The 17,086-nt window shown below is 70.8% G+C and carries 16 protein-coding genes; 5 read left to right on the plus strand and 11 right to left on the minus strand.

Annotated elements, in window-relative coordinates; genetic code table 11:
- Window positions 1-57: 57 nt before the first annotated feature.
- From OG787_RS05730 to OG787_RS05760, 7 genes are all read right to left on the minus strand, one after another.
- Complete coding sequence (locus OG787_RS05730) at window positions 58-837, minus strand: ABC transporter ATP-binding protein (protein ID WP_389350728.1); 780 nt, start codon at window positions 835-837, stop codon at window positions 58-60.
- The gene (locus OG787_RS05735; RefSeq protein WP_405534457.1) at window positions 830-1,759 is read right to left on the minus strand and encodes an ABC transporter permease; all 930 of its coding nucleotides are present in this window, start codon (window positions 1,757-1,759) and stop codon (window positions 830-832) included. Before OG787_RS05735 ends, OG787_RS05730 begins: the two co-directional genes overlap by 8 nt.
- A gap of 101 nt (window positions 1,760-1,860) precedes the next feature.
- On the minus strand, window positions 1,861-2,733 hold the full coding sequence (locus tag OG787_RS05740; RefSeq protein ID WP_369030985.1) for a glycosyltransferase family 2 protein: 873 nt from the start codon (window positions 2,731-2,733) through the stop codon (window positions 1,861-1,863).
- An 8-nt stretch (window positions 2,734-2,741) separates the two neighbouring features.
- Window positions 2,742-3,524, minus strand: a complete 783-nt coding sequence (locus OG787_RS05745) for a CDP-alcohol phosphatidyltransferase family protein (protein ID WP_369030986.1) — start codon at window positions 3,522-3,524, stop codon at window positions 2,742-2,744.
- Window positions 3,502-4,563: an iron-containing alcohol dehydrogenase family protein gene (locus OG787_RS05750; RefSeq protein ID WP_369030987.1), complete on the minus strand. Its 1,062-nt coding sequence runs from the start codon at window positions 4,561-4,563 to the stop codon at window positions 3,502-3,504. The genes OG787_RS05745 and OG787_RS05750 overlap by 23 nt, the downstream gene beginning before the upstream one ends.
- Window positions 4,551-5,303, minus strand: coding sequence for a sugar phosphate nucleotidyltransferase (locus tag OG787_RS05755; RefSeq protein WP_369030988.1), 753 nt, complete (start codon window positions 5,301-5,303; stop codon window positions 4,551-4,553). Before OG787_RS05755 ends, OG787_RS05750 begins: the two co-directional genes overlap by 13 nt.
- On the minus strand, window positions 5,300-7,132 hold the full coding sequence (locus OG787_RS05760) for a DUF5941 domain-containing protein (RefSeq protein WP_405534458.1): 1,833 nt from the start codon (window positions 7,130-7,132) through the stop codon (window positions 5,300-5,302). The genes OG787_RS05755 and OG787_RS05760 overlap by 4 nt, the downstream gene beginning before the upstream one ends.
- 349 nt (window positions 7,133-7,481) lie before the next feature.
- Between OG787_RS05760 and OG787_RS05765 the strand changes: the two genes are divergently transcribed.
- Window positions 7,482-8,417, plus strand: a complete 936-nt coding sequence (locus tag OG787_RS05765) for a cation diffusion facilitator family transporter (protein WP_405534459.1) — start codon at window positions 7,482-7,484, stop codon at window positions 8,415-8,417.
- A 232-nt stretch (window positions 8,418-8,649) separates the two neighbouring features.
- Window positions 8,650-9,246: an isopentenyl-diphosphate Delta-isomerase gene (idi, locus tag OG787_RS05770; RefSeq protein WP_369030991.1), complete on the plus strand. Its 597-nt coding sequence runs from the start codon at window positions 8,650-8,652 to the stop codon at window positions 9,244-9,246.
- A 14-nt stretch (window positions 9,247-9,260) separates the two neighbouring features.
- Here the strand turns inward: idi and OG787_RS05775 are convergent, their stop codons facing one another.
- Complete coding sequence (locus OG787_RS05775) at window positions 9,261-9,770, minus strand: ATP-binding protein (protein ID WP_369031042.1); 510 nt, start codon at window positions 9,768-9,770, stop codon at window positions 9,261-9,263.
- 243 nt (window positions 9,771-10,013) lie between these two features.
- On the opposite strand from OG787_RS05775, the gene OG787_RS05780 reads away from it, so the two are divergent.
- Complete coding sequence (locus OG787_RS05780) at window positions 10,014-10,772, plus strand: enoyl-CoA hydratase/isomerase family protein (protein ID WP_369030992.1); 759 nt, start codon at window positions 10,014-10,016, stop codon at window positions 10,770-10,772.
- On the opposite strand, the gene OG787_RS05785 is transcribed toward OG787_RS05780, so the two are convergent.
- Together OG787_RS05785 and OG787_RS05790 are read right to left on the minus strand one after the other, a co-directional pair.
- The gene (locus tag OG787_RS05785; RefSeq protein ID WP_405534460.1) at window positions 10,765-11,400 is read right to left on the minus strand and encodes a DJ-1/PfpI family protein; all 636 of its coding nucleotides are present in this window, start codon (window positions 11,398-11,400) and stop codon (window positions 10,765-10,767) included. The two genes, OG787_RS05780 and OG787_RS05785, sit on opposite strands and share 8 nt — an antisense overlap.
- Before the next feature lie 31 nt (window positions 11,401-11,431).
- The gene (locus OG787_RS05790) at window positions 11,432-12,391 is read right to left on the minus strand and encodes a GlxA family transcriptional regulator (RefSeq protein WP_405534461.1); all 960 of its coding nucleotides are present in this window, start codon (window positions 12,389-12,391) and stop codon (window positions 11,432-11,434) included.
- 153 nt (window positions 12,392-12,544) lie between these two features.
- Between OG787_RS05790 and OG787_RS05795 the strand changes: the two genes are divergently transcribed.
- Both OG787_RS05795 and OG787_RS05800 read left to right on the plus strand, forming a co-directional pair.
- Complete coding sequence (locus tag OG787_RS05795; protein ID WP_261724130.1) at window positions 12,545-12,676, plus strand: LPFR motif small protein; 132 nt, start codon at window positions 12,545-12,547, stop codon at window positions 12,674-12,676.
- Between the two features lie 105 nt (window positions 12,677-12,781).
- Window positions 12,782-15,148, plus strand: a complete 2,367-nt coding sequence (locus tag OG787_RS05800; RefSeq protein WP_405534462.1) for a Tex family protein — start codon at window positions 12,782-12,784, stop codon at window positions 15,146-15,148.
- Window positions 15,149-15,423: 275 nt separating this feature from the next.
- Here OG787_RS05800 and OG787_RS05805 read toward each other — a convergent pair whose 3' ends face one another.
- Window positions 15,424-17,067 carry an ABC-F family ATP-binding cassette domain-containing protein gene (locus OG787_RS05805; protein ID WP_405534463.1) on the minus strand — a complete coding sequence of 548 codons (1,644 nt, stop codon included), beginning with the start codon at window positions 17,065-17,067 and terminating at the stop codon, window positions 15,424-15,426.
- Between the last annotated feature and the right edge of the window lie 19 nt (window positions 17,068-17,086).

Below are 17,086 nucleotides of genomic sequence, written 5' to 3' on the forward strand. Positions count from 1 at the left end.
CGGAACAGTTCCGGCGGGGCCCCGATTTCACCCGGCGACCCGCCGGGCGACTGTCCGCTACTTGCCGGTGAACTTCTCGTACTCCTTGAGCACCTCGTCCGTCGGCCCGTCCATGCGCAGTTCACCGCGTTCCAGCCACAGGACGCGGTCGCAGGTGTCGCGGATGGACTTGTTGTTGTGACTGACGAGGAACACCGTGCCCGCGTGCTTGCGCAGTTCCCGGATGCGGTCCTCGGAGCGCTTCTGGAAGGACCGGTCACCGGTCGCCAGGGCCTCGTCGATCATCAGTACGTCGTGGTCCTTGGCGGCGGCGATGGAGAACCGCAGCCGCGCGGCCATGCCGGAGGAGTAGGTGCGCATCGGCAGGGTGATGAAGTCGCCCTTCTCGTTGATGCCCGAGAAGTCGACGATCTGCTGGTAGCGCTCCTTGATCTCCTCGCGGGACATACCCATCGCGAGGCCGCCCAATATGACGTTCCGTTCGCCCGTGAGGTCGTTCATCAGGGCGGCGTTGACGCCGAGCAGGGAGGGCTGCCCGTCCGTGTACACGTGCCCCTTCTCGGCGGGGAGCAGGCCGGCGATGGCGCGCAGCAGGGTCGACTTGCCCGAGCCGTTGGAGCCGATCAGACCGACGGCCTCACCCCGGTAGGAGACAAAGGAGACACCTCGTACGGCGTGCACCTTGCGCACACCCGGTGACTCGCCGCGCTTCACGATGCGGCTCAGGGCGGAGGTGGCGCTGCCCTTGCCGGTCTTGGCGCCGTTGACGCGGTAGACGATGTGGAGTTCGTCCGCGATGACAGTGGGGATCTTGTCCCCGGGAATCGGGTCAGCCACGGCCGTACCTCTCCTCCGACTGCCAGAAGTACACGAAGCCGCCGAGGGCGAACAGCACGGCCCAGCCGCCCGCGACCGCCCAGACGTGCGGCGGCAGGTTCTCCGAGCCGTAGCCGTCGATGAGCGCGAAGCGCATCAGGTCCATGTAGATGGCGGCGGGGTTCCACTGGAGGACGTCGGCGAGCCACTGGGGCTTGTCGGCGAGCATGACCGGGATGGAGAACATCACGCCGGACGCGTACATCCACGTACGCATCACGAACGGCATCAGCTGGGCGAGGTCCGGGGTGGACGCGCCCCACCGGGCCATGATCAGCGCGAGGCCGGTGTTGAAGAGGAACTGGAGGACCAGCGCCGGGACGATCAGCAGCCAGGACAGCTTGGGGTAGCTGCCGAAGCCGATCGACACCACGAACAGCACGATCATCGAGAAGAGCAGCTGCTGGAGCTGCTGGAGCGCGAAGGAGACCGGCAGGGCGGCGCGCGGGAAGTGCAGGGCGCGCACCAGACCGAGGTTGCCGGAGATCGCGCGGACGCCCGCCATCACCGAACTCTGCGTGAAGGTGAACACGAAGACGCCCGTGACGAGGAACGGGATGTACACCTCGCGGGGCATACCGCGGTCGGCTTCGAGGATCACGCCGAAGATGAAGAAGTACACGGCCGCGTTCAGCAGCGGTGTGGCCACCTGCCACAGCTGGCCGAGTTTGGCCTGGCTGTACTGGGCGGTCAGTTTCGCCTGCGAGAAGGCGAGGATGAAGTGACGCCGTCCCCACAACTGGCGGACGTACTCGACGAGTCGGGGACGGGCGCCGCTCACGGCGAGCCCGTACTTCGCGGCGAGTCCGGCCGCGGAGAGGCCGTCGTCGGGTGACGGTCGGTCGCTCACCGCGACACCGCCGTCATGCGTTGTCTCACTCACAAATGGAAACTTTCGTCTTCAATATGCGCAGCTGAACGGGGCAGAGCGCGGGCCGGGGAACAGAGTGCGGTCGGCCCGCGGGGGCACTGGGTAAGAGCTTCTCAGATCACTGGGGGGCGGCCCAGTCGGGTCAGCCGCCACACCGTACGCCACCGGATGGGCCGGCGGGGTCCGCACGGGGTGGTCAGGCCCTCCTTGAACCCGCCCCACCAGGCTCTGAGTGCCGGGCGGGAGGGCCTTCGGAGGAGTGTGAGGAGCAGCCAGTCCCCCAGGTACACGGGTACGAGGGGGGCCGGAAGGTTGCGGCGGGCCAGCCAGACCCGGTTGCGGGCGACCATGCGGTGGTAGACCGCGTGCCGGGAGGGCGCGGTCGTGGGGTGGTAGAGCAGCATGTCGGCCCGGTAGTCGATCATCCAGCCCGCGTCGAGGGCCCGCCAGGCCAGGTCGGTCTCCTCGTGGGCGTAGAAGAACTCCTCGGGGAGGATGCCCACTTCGGCGAAGACCTTGGTGCGGACGGCGTTGGCGCCGCCCAGGAAACTGGTGACGCGGGAGCTGCGCATCGGGTCCGTGGTGCCCGGGCGGGGCACATGGCGGCGCTGGGTGAGGCCGGTGTCGGGGTCGGCGATGCGGAAGCTGATGATGCCGAGTTCCGGGTCGTCGGTGAAGGCACGGCGGCACAGCTCGGCGGTGTCCTGGTGGCCGAGGAGGCCGTCGTCGTCGAGGAACATCAGGATGTCGACCTCGCTCCCGGCCGGGCCGAACGCCTCGATGCCCACGTTGCGTCCGCCGGGGATGCCGAGGTTCTCGGGCAGTTCGATGCTCCGTACGCCCTCGGGGAGGTCGGGGACGGGCGAGCCGTTGCCGACCACGACGACCTCGACCGGGTCGCCCTCCTGTTTGGCGATGGAGTCGACGAGGGCGCGCAGTTCGTCGGGGCGGTTGCCCATGGTGATGATCACCGCGCCGACTCTCATGGCGCTCCTCACCGGAGCCTGCTGGAGGCGAGGATGGACACGAGGTGCAGCACGGTCTGGAGGATGGCGATACCGGCCAGTACGGCGATTCCGAGGCGGGTCCAGAACAGGTCGCCGCCGAAGGCGTCGAGGATCGCCACGAAGAGGATGAAGAGGCTCGCCTCGACGCCGCCGATCAGCCGGTGGAACTTCAGGGCGGCGGCGGCCTTGCGGGCCAGGGCGAGCCCCTCGGACCGCGGCACCGACAACTCCTCCTTGGCGGCCTCCAGGCCGCTGCGGGAGCGGGCCACGTCCACCAGGTCGGTCTCCGCCTTGATCAGGATCGCACCGAGGGCGGCCAGGGTGCCGAGGAACGCCCACAGCCACTCGGGGCTCCCGGAGCCGTCCCAGAGGTCGGCGCCGCGCAGCCCGAAGCCGATGAGCAGGGCCGACTCGGAGAGGTAGTGGCCGATGCGGTCGAGGTACACGCCGGTGATCGAGGTCTGGTTCCGCCAGCGGGCGATCTCGCCGTCGACGCAGTCGAGGAGCAGGTACAGCTGGATCAGTACGGCACCGAGAATCGCCCCGGTGAGGCCGGGCACCAGGAGGGCCGCGCCCGCCAGACCGCCCGCGACGACCATCAGGTACGTGAGCTGGTTGGGCGTGATCCTGGTGTCCACCAGGTACGGGTCGACCCGCAGGGACACCTCGCGCATGTAGAGGCGTCCCGCCCAGTGCTCGCCGCTGCGCCGGTCCTTCACCCCTTCGGGGTGGACGACGGGGCGTAGTTCAGCTACCGATGGCCTTGACATAGTCCGCGTACGTGTCCTTGATCTGGTCGTTCGTGAGGTCGAGGTGTTCCAGGATCGTGTAGCGACCGGGTCTGGTCTGCGGGGCGTACTCGACGACCCGTACGAACTCGTCCGTGGTGAAGCCGATCTCCTCCGGCAGCACCGGCAGCCCGTGCCGGCGCAGCACCTCGGCCATGTACGCCGCTTCCTCGGCCGCGCCCCGCAGGTACATGGCGAAGGCGGCGCCGAGGCCGCACTGTTCGCCGTGGCTGGCGGCGCGCTTGGGGTACAGCAGGTCGAAGGCGTGGTTGATCTCGTGGCAGGCGCCGGAGGACGGGCGGGAGTCGCCCGACACCGACATGGCGATACCGGTGAGGACCAGTGCCTCGGCCAGCACCTGGAGGAACGCGTTGTCGCCGACCCCGCCGGGGTGGCGCAGGACCGCCTCGCCGGCCTGGCGGGCCATCGCGGCGGCGAGGCCGTCGACCTTCTCGCCGTTGACCTCGCTGGCCAGCTCCCAGTCGGCGACCGCCGAGATGTTCGACATGGCGTCGCCGATCCCGGAGCGCACGAACCGCGCAGGGGCCTCGCGGATCACATCGAGGTCGATGACGACGGCGATCGGGTTCGGTACGCCGTACGAGCCACGCCCCGCGTCGTTGTCGAGGGTGGCGACCGGGGAGCACAGGCCGTCGTGCGCGAGGTTGGTGGCGACGGCGACCAGCGGCAGGCCCACGCGGGCCGCGGCGAACTTGGCGCAGTCGATGATCCGGCCGCCGCCGAGGCCGACGACGGCGTCGTAGTGGCCGGACTTGATGGCGTCGGCCAGTCGGATCGCGTCGTCGATGGTGCCGCCGGCGACCTCGTACCAGCTCGCGCCGGGCAGCGCCGGGGCGAGCCGGGCGCGCAGCTTGGCGCCGGAGCCGGCGCTGATCGCGACGGCGATCTTCCCGGAGTGCGAGATCCGCTGGTCGAACAGCACGTCCGCCAGATGGTTCAGGGCCCCCCGGCGGATGTCGACGACGACCGGCGAGGGGATCAGCCTCGTCAGTACCGGCACGCGATCTCCCGTCCTCGGGCGAGATCGTCGTGGTTGTCTATCTCGACCCACGGGACCTCGCCTATGGGTGCCACGTCGATCCGGAAGCCGCGGTCGACCAGTTCCTGGTAGCCGTGCTCGTAGAACTGCTGGGGGTCGGTCTCCCACACGGTCTTCAGGGCGTCGGCCAGGTCGGCGGCGGCGGCGCCCTCGATGAGGGTGACGCCGATGTACTCGCCGGTGGCCTCGGCCGGGTCCATCAGCTTGGTGATCCTGCGCACGCCCTTCTCCGGGTCCACGATCACCTTCATCTCCTCGTCGGCGAGATCCTTCACCGTGTCGAGGGCCAGGATGATGCGCTTCCCGTCGCCGCGCGCGGCGAGCAGGGTCTTCTCGACGGAGACGGGGTGCACGGTGTCGCCGTTGGCGAGGATGACCCCGTCGGCGAGGGCGTCCCGGCCGCACCAGAGGGAGTAGGCGTTGTTCCACTCCTCGGCGCGGTCGTTGTCGATGAGGGTGAGCTTCAGCCCGTACTTCTCCTCCAGGGCCGCCTGCCGCTCGTACACGGTCTCCTTGCGGTATCCGACGATGATCGCGGCCTCGGTGAGGCCTATCTCGGCGAAGTTGGCGAGGGTGAGGTCGAGGACGGTGGGGCCGTCCTCGTCGCCCGCGGGGCCGACCGGCACGAGAGCCTTGGGCAGGCTGTCGGTGTAGGGGCGCAGACGCCGTCCGGCGCCGGCCGCCAGCACGAGGCCGATCATGCGGGTTCTCCTTCGTCGTGTACGGCGGGCGCGCCGCCCTGGTGGGCGGTCACCCAGTAGCGGATGCTCTCGGCGAGCACCAGCAGGGCCACGGCCACGGCGAGGACCGTGAGCGCGACCACGAACTGCGAGGCACTGAGCAGTGCGGCCAGTACGACGACCACCAGCGTCCGGCCCTCGTGCCCTCCGCTCGCCCGTACCAGCCAGCGCGGGGGCGCTCCGGCGTTGCCACGGATGCGGTACACCGTGTCGTAGTGATGGTAGGCGACGGCGGCCACGAGGCCGAAAGCCGCGGGAAGTGCTCCGTTTACCTCCGCTTTGCCCGCGAGAAGGAGGACTGTGCCGTATTCGGCAGCCCTGAAGACCGGGGGTACGAGCCAGTCGAGGCGGCCCGTGAGGGGCAGTGCGACCGCGCCGGCCGCGCCGAGCACGTACAGCGCGGCGAAGGCGACGGACACCCAACTGCCGTAGGGGAACAGCCACACGGCGCCGGTCAGCAGGACCGTGAATTCCAGCGCCGCGAGGAAGCGCGAAGTCGGATTGGGCATGGGGATGCGCCCGAGCAGCTCCGCGAGCGGACCGCTGTCCGCGAGGTCCGCCAGGGCGCGCGTCGCCCGTTCGGTGCGCTGGGCCGTTCGGGTGAGTGAACGCAGGACACGGCCCGCCGTGGTGTACGTCGCGGCGAAGCCGCAGCCGATGAGCAGCACGGTCAGGGTGGTCCGGGGGGTGGTGAGCGCCGTGAGGACGGCGATCAGGGCCCAGCGCTCGCCGATCGGCAGGACGATCATCCGCCGTACCCAGACCGTCCAGCCGACGCTGTCGAGGCGGTCGGAGAGGGCGGCCGTGGGGCTGGTGTTGGCGGTGGCGTCGTGGTTGGCCTCGTTGAAGGAGAAGTCCACGACGTGCCGGCAGGTCTGGAGGATCATCGCGCCGAGGGCGAGGGCCCATACGTCGTCGCCGCCCCGGGCCGCGCCCAGTGCGAGGCCCGCGTAGTAGGCGTACTCCTTGGCGCGGTCGAAGGTGGCGTCCAGCCAGGCGCCGAGCGTCGAGTACTGGAGGGAGTAACGGGCGAGCTGACCGTCCGTGCAGTCCAGGACGAAGGAGACGAGCAGGAGCACGCCGGCGAGGACGAAGCCGCCGCGGGTGCCGGTGGCCGCGCAGCCGGCCGCGATCAGCGCGGTGAGCAGCGAGGCGGTGGTGACCTGGTTCGGGGTGAGGCCGCGGCGGGCGCACCAGCGGGCCAGGTAGCGGGAGTACGGGCTGACGCAGAAGGTGGTGAAGAAGCCGTCCCGGGACTTCACGGCCGACTTCAGGCGTACGGCCTCGTCGTCGACGCCGGCGACGGCCTGCCGTGCCTCGTCCAGGGCCTGCGGGTCCGCGGGGACCGCGGCGGTCAGGCTGCCCAGCTCGGGGCGGTGCACGTCGGCGCCGTCCGCCTCCAGGGCGAGGGCGACGCGGTCGGCGAGACTGTCCACGGCGACGGCGGAGCCCGCCTTGCCGGGGCCCGTCGGGGCGTCCGCGTCCGTGGAGATCTCCCGGGCCAGCACGCGGGTCAGGGCCGTGCGGCCGGCGTCGGGCTGGGCCGTCACGGCGCCCGGTACCGCGGCGAGCGGAAAGCGGGGGTCGGTGAGGCCGAGGCGCAGGGCGTGGAGGTGGCCGACGAAGCGGGCGTCGACGATGGCGACCCGTTCGTCGCAGGGCGACTCGGCGAGGAGGGTCTCGGTGCCGGCGACGTCGGTCGCGCTCCGCACGTCGAAGCCGAGGGACCGCAGATCGTCCTCGATCGACGATCCGGGAACCGGCTGACCCGTGAGGATGGCGGTCGGCAACCGAACTCACTCCCTGGACACCGACGCGTGCACGCCGGTCATTTACATGATGGTGGGGGAAACCCTGACCCACGGTGGCCGGGCAGCATGTCGGCAGAGGCTATCGGATGAGGCCGCGCCCGTGTTCACCGGCTGTTCACGGCCCCCCGCCGTGACCGAGGTCGGGGACCATCGCGACCGCTGCCGCCGAACCCGTACCCGGGCGATCTCCGCACCCCTGACCTGCGATTCGTTTCCGCAGGTCAGGGCACATGACAACGGTGTTCAGCGTCGCGTTGCCACATACCCCCCACCCGTAGTTCACTGTGATCACGGGACGGGGTTCGGGACGACACAGGAGGCGGCTTCCATGGGGGCTGGGCATGATCACGGACACGCGCACGGCGCGCCGACCACGGGTACGGCGGCAGCGGCGTACCAGGGGCGGCTGCGTATCGCGCTGGCCATCACGCTCACCGTCATGGTGGTCGAGGTCGTGGGCGGGGCCGTCGCCGACTCCCTCGCGCTGATCGCGGACGCGGCACACATGGCGACGGACGCGCTGGGGCTCGGCATGGCCCTGCTCGCGATCCACTTCGCGAACCGCCCGCCGAGCGGCAACCGCACCTTCGGGTACGCCCGCGCCGAGATCCTCGCCGCGCTCGCCAACTGTCTGCTGCTGCTCGGCGTCGGCGGATACGTCCTGTACGAGGCGATCCAGCGGTTCGTCACGCCCGTCGAGACCGCGGGCGGCGTGACCGTCGTCTTCGGTCTGATCGGTCTGGTCGCGAACATGATCTCGCTGACGCTGCTGATGCGCGGCCAGAAGGAGAGCCTGAACGTGCGCGGCGCCTTCCTGGAGGTCGCGGCGGACGCGCTGGGCTCGCTCGCGGTGCTGATCTCGGCGCTGGTCATCATGGCCACGGGCTGGCAGCGGGCCGACCCCATCGCCTCGGTCGCCATCGGACTGATGATCGTCCCGCGCACCGTGAAGCTGCTGCGCGAGACCCTGAACGTGCTCCTGGAGGCCGCTCCCCGGGGCGTCGACATGGCGGAGATGCGGGCCCACATACTGGCGCTGCCCGGCGTGGAGGACGTACACGATCTGCACGCCTGGACGATCACCTCCGGTATGCCGGTGCTGTCGGCGCACGTGGTCGTCAGTTCGGACGTGCTGAGCGGGACAGGGCACGAGAAGATGCTGCACGAGCTCCAGGGCTGCCTGGGCGACCACTTCGACGTGGAGCACTGCACCTTCCAGCTGGAGCCGGGCGGGCACGCGGAGCACGAGTCCATCTGCCACTGAGCCCGTTCCTCGGGCCGTCCCGACCGGAACGCAGCCGTCCGGCGCGCGCCCGCGTCCCCTTCTTCAAGCCCCCCTTCCGGGCGGTTCCACGGCCGGGGAACAGGGCACGATTGACTATCCGGTCGCTGTCCGGGGGCTTTCGCGCCGGACATGCGGGGGGTGCCGCGAAGTGCCGGGAGTGCCGGATTCGTACGGCAGACTTGGGGCTCGAAGACCGAGGCGAAGGATGGGTATGCCGATCACACCTGCCACCGCGACGCACAACAGTTCGTCGAACGGCACCGCAGAAGCGATCTTGCTCGAGCTGGTCGACGAGAACGGTACGACGATCGGAACCGCCGAGAAGCTCTCCGCCCATCAGCCGCCGGGTCTGCTGCACCGGGCGTTCTCCGTCTTTCTCTTCGACGAGCAGGGCCGGCTGCTGCTCCAGCAGCGCGCGCTGGGCAAGTACCACTCCCCCGGTGTCTGGTCCAACACCTGCTGCGGCCACCCCTACCCCGGTGAGGCGCCCTTCGCGGCGGCGGCCCGGCGGACGTACGAGGAGCTGGGGATCTCCCCGTCGCTGCTCGCCGAGGCGGGCACGGTCCGCTACAACCATCCCGACCCGGAGTCGGGCCTGGTGGAGCAGGAGTACAACCATCTGTTCGTCGGGATGGCGCAGTCGCCGCTCGCGCCGGACCCGGAGGAGGTCGGGGACACGGCCTTCGTGACCCCGGCGGAGCTGGCGGAGCGGCATGCGAAGGAGCCGTTCTCGGCCTGGTTCATGACCGTCCTCGACGCGGCCCGCCCGGCGGTCCGGGAGCTGACGGGCCCGACGGCCGGCTGGTGACGACCGGGTGACCGCTAGGGCAGCAGCGGTGCGGGTTTGAGCGGCAGGGCCGCCCAGACGACCTTGCCTCCGCTCGCCGTGTGTTCGATGTCGCACACCCCGCCCGCCTCCCTGGCGATCTCGCGGACCAGGAGCAGTCCGCGTCCGCCGGTCCGGCCGTGGTCGGCCTCCAGGGCGGTCGGGCGGTAGGGGTGGTTGTCCTCCACGGACACCCGCACCCACTCCGCGCCGACGGCGACCTCCACGGCGAGCGTCGGCGACAGCAGCGCCGCGTGCCGGACGGCGTTGGTCGCCAGCTCCGAGACGATCAGCAGCAGTCCGTGCACCAGGTCAGGCGAGGCGGGTACGCCCTGCCGGTACAACAGGTCCCGGACGGCGTGCCGCGCCTGCGGGACGGAGGCGTCGACAGCGGGAGCGGTGAACCTCCAGACCCCTTCGTAGGGAAGCGGATCCAGGGGTCTCCGCTCCAGGGGCACGCCGTCGTCCGCTGGGCGTGCGTCCGACTCGCGCCCATGGTTCTCCATCGTCCGGTCGCCGCCCTCGCGCTCGATTGTCACCACACGACGAGTGTTGGTAACGCCGGGCCCCCACCGGAGAACTGAACAGAAGTCAGCACGTATCGAGCGCTTCTGATGGATGAGGCGCTGCGCATGCATATATGCGATCGCGCCTGGTCACAACCTGTCGCCTTCATGAACTATTCGGGTTGTACGGGTTTGCCTGCCGCCCTCGTCGGGCGTTCGGCACCGGCGGATACGATCCGGCCCATGGAGCCGCAGCTGACCCACAGTGCCGCCGACGGTATCGCCACCGTCGTCATCCGCAACCCGGCCAAGCGCAACGCCATGACGGCCGGCATGTGGCGGGCGCTGCCGCCGCTGCTCGACACCCTGGCCGCCGATCCGGACGTACGGGTCCTGGTGCTCACGGGGGCGGGCGGGACGTTCTGTGCGGGGGCCGACATCTCGACGCTCCAGGGCTCGCCGGAGGAGGCGCAGCGGCTGGCCGTGCGGGCGGAGGACACGCTCGCGGCCTTCCCGAAGCCGACGCTGGCTGCGGTCCGCGGGCACTGTGTGGGCGGCGGGGCGCAGCTCGCGGCGGCCTGCGATCTGCGGTTCGCGGAGGAGGGGGCCCTGTTCGGGGTGACACCGGCGAAGCTGGGCCTGGTGTACCCCGCGTCGTCCACCCGCCGGTTGGCAGCCCTGGTCGGCCCGGCGACGGCCAAGTACCTCCTCTTCTCGGGCGAGCTGATCGACACGGAACGGGCGCTGCGCACCGGCTTCCTCGACGAGGTGCTGCCCGGCGACGAACTCGACAAGCGGGTCGCGGAGTTCACCCGCGTCCTCGGCTCACGCTCAGGCCTCACCCAGGCGGCGGCGAAGGAGTTCGCGAACGGGCGCACCGACCGGGACGCGTACTGGGCCGAGCAGGCGCGGGAGAGCGGCGAGGCGGCGGAGGGGGTCGCCGCGTTCCTGGAACGCCGGCGGCCGGAGTTCTCCTGGACGGGGCCGGTGTCGTCTACGTGACGACGAACCGGCTGCGGGAGCGCAGGAGTTCGACCACGTGGGCGGGTGCCTTGTGCGGGGCGCCGGCGTCGTAGGGCGGCTGCGGATCGTACTCCGTGGCGAGTTGTACGGCCTGGGCGTGCTCGTCGCCCGCGATCCGGCCGGTCAGTGCGAGGGCCATGTCGATGCCGGAGGAGACCCCGGCGGAGGTGACGTACTTGCCGTCCGTCACGACCCGCTCTCCCGTGGGCTCGGCGCCGTACTTCGTGAGCTGTCCCAGCGCGAGCCAGTGCGAGGTCGCGCGGCGGCCGTCGAGCAGTCCGGCAGCGGCCAGGAGCAGGGAGCCGGTGCACACGGAAGTCGTCCAGACGCTGGTGGCGTCGGCGGTGCGCAGCCAGCCGAGCAGGGCCTCGTTCTCCATCTGCGCGGACTGACCCGGGCCACCGGGAACGACCACGATGTCGGGGTTCGGCACGTCGGTGAGCGTGCGGTCGGCGGTGAGCGCGAGGGTGCCGCTGTCGTTGCGGACGGGCCCGGTCTCCTCGGCGACGAAGACGGTCTCCGCGTCCGGAAGCCGCGCCAGGATCTCGAACGGGCCGACGACGTCGAGGGCGGTGAAGCGGTCGAAGAGCAGCAGGGCGATCTGCATGGCAGGCCTTTCAGCAGGCGGTGGACACGGATCAGGGGGTGGCCGCCGGGTGAAAGCGGCGGCGGTATTCGGCCGGGGCCGTGCCGAGGCCCCTGACGAAGGCGCGGCGCATGGCCTCCGGGGTGCCGTAGCCGCTGGCCCGCGAGATGCCCTCGATGCCGTCGGAGGTGTCCTCCAGGAGGCGGCGGGCGTGTTCGAGGCGGACCCCGTCGACGTACCGGCCGGGGGTCATGCCGGTCTCGGTGCGGAAGGCACGGGCGAAGTGGCGGGGTGAGAGTCGGGCGCGGGCCGCGAGGGACTCGACGCTCAGGTCGTCGTCCGGGTGTTCGGAGATCCAGTGCTGGACCTCACGGAGCGGCTCGCGCTGCGCGGTCTGCACGGTGAGCTGGGCGCTGAACTGGGCCTGGTTTCCCGGCCGGCGCAGGAAGACGACCAGATGACGGGCGACGGCGAGCGCGGTGTCGCGGCCGAGGTCCTCCTCCACGAGCGCGAGGGTGAGGTCGATCCCGGCGGTGACACCGGCCGAGGTGGCCACCTTGCCGTCGCGTACGTAGATGGGCTCGGGGTCGACCTCGACGGCCGGGTGGTCGCGGGCGAGCTTGTCGCAGTAGGCCCAGTGGGTGGTCACGCGCAGGCCGTCCAGGAGACCTGCGGCGGCGAGCAGGATCGCTCCCGTGCAGACGGACACCAGCCGTTCGGCGCGCGGCCCGTGCACGCGCAGCCAGTCGACCAGGCGCGGGTCGGCGGAGCGGCTGCCCCGCCCGCCCGGGACCAGGAGGGTGTGCGGCGCGGGTGCGTCGGCGAGAGTCCCGTCCGGTACGAGGGTGAGGCCGCTGGAAGTGCGTACGGGATCGCCGGTCAGCGAGGCCGTACGGACGCGGTAGCTGCCCGGGCGCTGTGTGGAGGCCCCCACGAGCACCTCGACAGGGCCCGTGACATCGAGGCTCTGGACGTCGTCGAACAGGACGACGAGGACGGTTCGCTGCACCATGTCCCGATTCTTGACGGGCACGGGCGATGGCGGCAATGACAAGTTTCCCACCTTTCCTGCCAACGGCGCAGCGGGACGGGCACGCATGGGAGGCGATCTCCGAGGTACCCGGTTGTTCCGGCCGTGGTGGCCGGGAGACGAGAGGAGAGTCGCGTGTTCCGTGCGATCGCAGACGTACTGCGCCAGATCGGTGGCGCCATAGCCACCGTCGTGACCCTGCCGTTCCGGGCGCTGGCCCGGTTGTTCGGCGGGGCCTCGGGGTCGACTCGTCGCCGACGAGCCTGACCCGGGGGCCGCCCCGGCCCGCCGGTCCGGCGGCCTGATCCCCGGTTGTCGGTGCCACCTGCCACAATTGCCGCGCAACCTCAGTGGAGAAGGCGGTACGGGATCGTGACGACACCCCTCGTAGGGTCCATCGAAGGCAGGATCGCCGAGGAACTCGGCGTACGGGAGCGGCAGGTGAGAGCCGCCGTCGAGTTGCTCGACGGGGGTTCGACGGTTCCCTTCATCGCCCGCTACCGCAAGGAAGCGACCGAGATGCTCGACGATGCGCAGCTGCGCACGTTGGAGGAGCGGCTGCGCTATCTGCGGGAGCTGGAGGAGCGGCGGGCCGCGATCCTCGAATCGGTGCGCGAGCAGGGCAAGCTGACGCCCGAGGCCGAGGCGCAGATCCGCGGTGCGGAGACGAAGGCGCGCCTGGAGGACATCTATCTGCCGTTCAAGCCGAAGCGGCGGACGAAGGCGCAGATCGCGCGCGAGGCGGGCCTGGAGCCGCTGGCCGAGGGCCTGCTCGGCGACCCGTCCGTCGACCCGCTGGCGGCCGCCGCGGCCTTCGTGGACGCCGACAAGGGCGTCGCCGATCCGCAGGCCGCGCTGGACGGCGCCCGCGCGATCCTCACCGAGCGGTTCTCGGAGGACGCCGACCTGATCGGCGAGGTGCGCGAGCGCATGTGGGTGCGCGGGCGGCTGGCCGCCAAGGTCAAGGAGGGCAAGGAGGAGGCGGGCGCCAAGTTCGCCGACTACTTCGACTTCGCCGAGCCCTTCACCGCCCTGCCCTCGCACCGCATCCTCGCGATGCTCCGCGGCGAGAAGGAGGACGTCCTCGACCTGGTCCTGGATCCGGAGGAGCCGACGGAGGGCCCTTCCTCGTACGAGGGGATCATCGCCCACCGGTTCGGGGTCGCGGAGCGCGGCCGGCCCGGCGACAAGTGGCTGATCGACACCGTGCGCTGGGCCTGGCGGACACGGATCCTGGTGCACCTCGGCATCGACGTACGCCTTCGGCTGCGTACGGTCGCGGAGGACGAGGCGGTCAACGTGTTCGCGGCGAACCTGCGCGACCTGCTGCTCGCCGCTCCGGCCGGCACGCGCGCGACGCTGGGGCTCGACCCCGGGTTCCGTACGGGCGTGAAGGTGGCCGTGGTGGACGCGACGGGCAAGGTCGTCGCCACGGACGTGATCTATCCGCACGTCCCCGCGAACAAGTGGGACGAGGCGCTGGCCAAGCTGGCGCGGCTCGCCAAGCAGCACGCGGTCGAGCTGGTCGCGATCGGCAACGGTACGGCGTCCCGCGAGACCGACAAGCTCGCCGGTGAACTCATCACCAAGCACCCGGAGTTGAAGCTCACCAAGGTGATGGTGTCCGAGGCGGGCGCGTCCGTGTACTCGGCGTCGGCGTTCGCCTCGCAGGAGCTGCCGGACATGGACGTGTCGCTGCGCGGGGCGGTGTCGATCGCGCGGCGGTTGCAGGACCCGCTGGCCGAGCTGGTGAAGATCGACCCGAAGTCGATCGGGGTCGGGCAGTACCAGCACGACCTGTCCGAGGTGAAGCTGTCGCGGTCGCTGGACGCGGTGGTGGAGGACTGTGTGAACGGTGTCGGGGTCGACGTCAACACGGCGTCCGCGCCGCTGCTGTCGCGGGTCTCCGGCATCTCCTCCGGGCTCGCGGAGAACATCGTCGCGCACCGGGACGCCAACGGGCCCTTCAAGTCGCGGTCCCAGCTGAAGGGGGTCGCGCGGCTCGGGCCGAAGGCGTACGAGCAGTGTGCGGGGTTCCTGCGGATCCGGGGCGGGGACGATCCGCTGGACGCGTCCAGTGTGCACCCGGAGGCGTATCCGGTGGTGCGGCGGATGGTGAAGTCGGCGGGGAGCGGGGTGGCTTCGCTGGTCGGCAACACCGCAGTACTGCGATCACTGCGGCCCGATGACTTCGTCGACGAGACGTTCGGTCTGCCGACGGTGACGGACATCCTGCGCGAGCTGGAGAAGCCCGGGCGCGACCCTCGGCCCGCCTTCAAGACGGCCACTTTCAAGGACGGGGTCGAGAAGATCGGCGACCTGTCCTCCGGGATGGTGCTGGAGGGGGTGGTCACGAACGTGGCGGCCTTCGGGGCGTTCGTGGATGTCGGTGTCCACCAGGACGGGCTGGTGCATGTGTCGGCGATGTCCAAGACGTTCGTCAAGGACCCGCACGACGTGGTGAAGTCCGGGGACATCGTCAAGGTGAAGGTGCTTGACGTGGACATTCCCCGGAAGCGGATTTCGCTGACGCTGCGGTTGGACGACGAGGCGGTGCCCTCCGGGGAGGGGCAGGGGCAGGGCGGGGGCCGGCCTCAGCAGCGTGGCGGGCGGCCGCCTCAGCCTCGGCAGCAGCGGCAGGGGGGCGGGGGCGCTCGGCAGGGGGCGCCCGCGCCGGGGAACAGTGCGATGGCTGATGCGTTGCGGAAGGCGGGGTTGGTGGATCCCAAGCGACGGTGAGCTCTGATGCCGGGTGCCCTTTGTTGTCAGGGCACCCGGCGCTGGTGCCGAGGGGTGGGTCGCGCAGCCCGGCGCTCACGGGGTGCCGCCTGCGCCCACCCGTGCCGCCCCTAGCGGCACGCATGCCCGCAGCTAGGCGGGGCGTGCCCCTTCAGGGGCGCGGGGAACTGCGCGCTCAACCCCCACCGGCCCGCAGCCGAACGGATCGGGACGGACGGGCTTTAGGGGCGCGGGGAACTGCGCGACCAGCCCCCACCGGGCCGCGGCCGAGCAAACTACGGCAGCTCCGACACCTTGCCGTCCGCTACCTCGAAGCGGCGCGTCACCCGTACCGCGTCCAGCATTCTGCGGTCGTGGGTCACCAGGAGGAGCGTGCCCTCGTAGGAGTCGAGGGCCTGTTCCAGTTGTTCGATCGCCGGGAGGTCGAGGTGGTTGGTCGGTTCGTCCAGGACCAGGAGGTTCACGCCCCTGCCCTGGAGCAGCGCCAGGGCTGATCTCGTGCGCTCGCCCGGGGAGAGGGTCGCTGCGGGCCGTAGCACATGCTCCGCCTTCAGGCCGAACTTGGCCAGGAGGGTGCGGACCTCCGCCGGCTCCGTGTCCGGGACCGCCTCGCAGAACGCGTCCAGCAGGGCCTCCGGGCCGTGGAAGAGCTTGCGGGCCTGGTCCACCTCACCGACCACCACACCCGAGCCGAGCGCCGCGTGCCCCGCGTCCAGGGGGACCCGGCCCAGCAGGGCGCCCAGGAACGTCGACTTGCCCGCGCCGTTCGCTCCCGTGACCGCGATCCGGTCCGCCCAGTCGATCTGGACGCTCACCGGACCGAGCGTGAAGCCCGCGCGGCGCACCTCCGCGTCCCGCAGGGTGGCGACGACCGAGCCGGAGCGCGGCGCCGCCGCGATCTCCATGCGCAGTTCCCACTCCTTGCGCGGCTCCTCGACCACGTCCAGGCGTTCGATCATGCGCTGCGTCTGGCGGGCCTTCGCGGCCTGCTTCTCACTCGCCTCGCTGCGGAACTTGCGGCCGATCTTGTCGTTGTCGTTGTTCGCCTTGCGCCGGGCGTTCTTGACACCCTTGTCCATCCAGCCGCGCTGCATCTGGGCCCGGTCCTGAAGCGCGGAGCGTTTGTCGGCGTACTCCTCGAAGTCGTCGCGGGCGTGCCTGCGGGCGACCTCCCGCTCCTCCAGATACGCCTCGTAGCCACCGCCGTACAGCCTGATCTGCTGCTGGACAAGGTCGAGTTCGAGGACCTTCGTCACGGTGCGGGTGAGGAACTCCCGGTCGTGGCTGACGACGAGCGTGCCCGCGCGCAGCCCCTTGACGAAGCGTTCCAGGCGTTCGAGGCCGTCGAGGTCCAGGTCGTTCGTCGGTTCGTCGAGGAGGAAGACGTCGTAGCGGGACAACAAGAGTGAAGCCAGGCCCGCTCTTGCCGCCTGGCCGCCCGACAGGGATGTCATCGGCTGGTCCAGGTCCACCGTCAGGGCCAGGGAGTCCGCGACCTCCTCCGCCCGCTCGTCGAGGTCGGCGCCGCCGAGGTCGAGCCAGCGCTCCAGGCTTGTCGAGTACGCGTCGTCCGCACCCGGGGCCCCGTCCACCAGCATCTGTGTCGCCTCGTCCATGACCCGCTGGGCTTCGGCCACACCCGTGCGGCGCGCGAGGAAATCGCGTACGGTCTCGCCCTCCCGGCGCTCCGGCTCCTGCGGGAGATGGCCGACGCTCGCGGTCGGCGGGGAGAGGCGCAGTTCGCCCTGCTCGGGCGGGAGCAGCCCGGCGAGCATCTTCAGCAGCGTGGACTTGCCCGCGCCGTTGGCTCCGACCAGCCCGATCACGTCTCCGGGCGCGACGACGAGGTCGAGCCCGGAGAAGAGCGAGCGGTCGCCGTGGCCGGCGGCGAGGTTCTTGGCGACGAGGGTGGCAGTCATCAGGGTGCCGATCCTAGCT

Source organism: Streptomyces sp. NBC_00075, from assembly GCF_045041225.1.
Lineage (GTDB): Bacteria > Actinomycetota > Actinomycetes > Streptomycetales > Streptomycetaceae > Streptomyces > Streptomyces adonidis.

Bases quoted from the DNA above. Each gene is read 5' to 3' on its own strand.
- OG787_RS05805 (WP_405534463.1), bottom strand. From the start codon at position 17,067: ATGACTGCCACCCTCGTCGCCAAGAACCTCGCCGCCGGCCACGGCGAC.
- OG787_RS05790 (WP_405534461.1), bottom strand. From the start codon at position 12,391: ATGGTGCAGCGAACCGTCCTCGTCGTCCTGTTCGACGACGTCCAGAGC.
- OG787_RS05745 (WP_369030986.1), bottom strand. From the start codon at position 3,524: ATGTCAAGGCCATCGGTAGCTGAACTACGCCCCGTCGTCCACCCCGAA.
- OG787_RS05780 (WP_369030992.1), top strand. From the start codon at position 10,014: ATGGAGCCGCAGCTGACCCACAGTGCCGCCGACGGTATCGCCACCGTC.
- OG787_RS05775 (WP_369031042.1), bottom strand. From the start codon at position 9,770: ATGGAGAACCATGGGCGCGAGTCGGACGCACGCCCAGCGGACGACGGC.
- OG787_RS05785 (WP_405534460.1), bottom strand. From the start codon at position 11,400: ATGCAGATCGCCCTGCTGCTCTTCGACCGCTTCACCGCCCTCGACGTC.
- idi (WP_369030991.1), top strand. From the start codon at position 8,650: ATGCCGATCACACCTGCCACCGCGACGCACAACAGTTCGTCGAACGGC.
- OG787_RS05765 (WP_405534459.1), top strand. From the start codon at position 7,482: ATGGGGGCTGGGCATGATCACGGACACGCGCACGGCGCGCCGACCACG.
- OG787_RS05755 (WP_369030988.1), bottom strand. From the start codon at position 5,303: ATGATCGGCCTCGTGCTGGCGGCCGGCGCCGGACGGCGTCTGCGCCCC.
- OG787_RS05740 (WP_369030985.1), bottom strand. From the start codon at position 2,733: ATGAGAGTCGGCGCGGTGATCATCACCATGGGCAACCGCCCCGACGAA.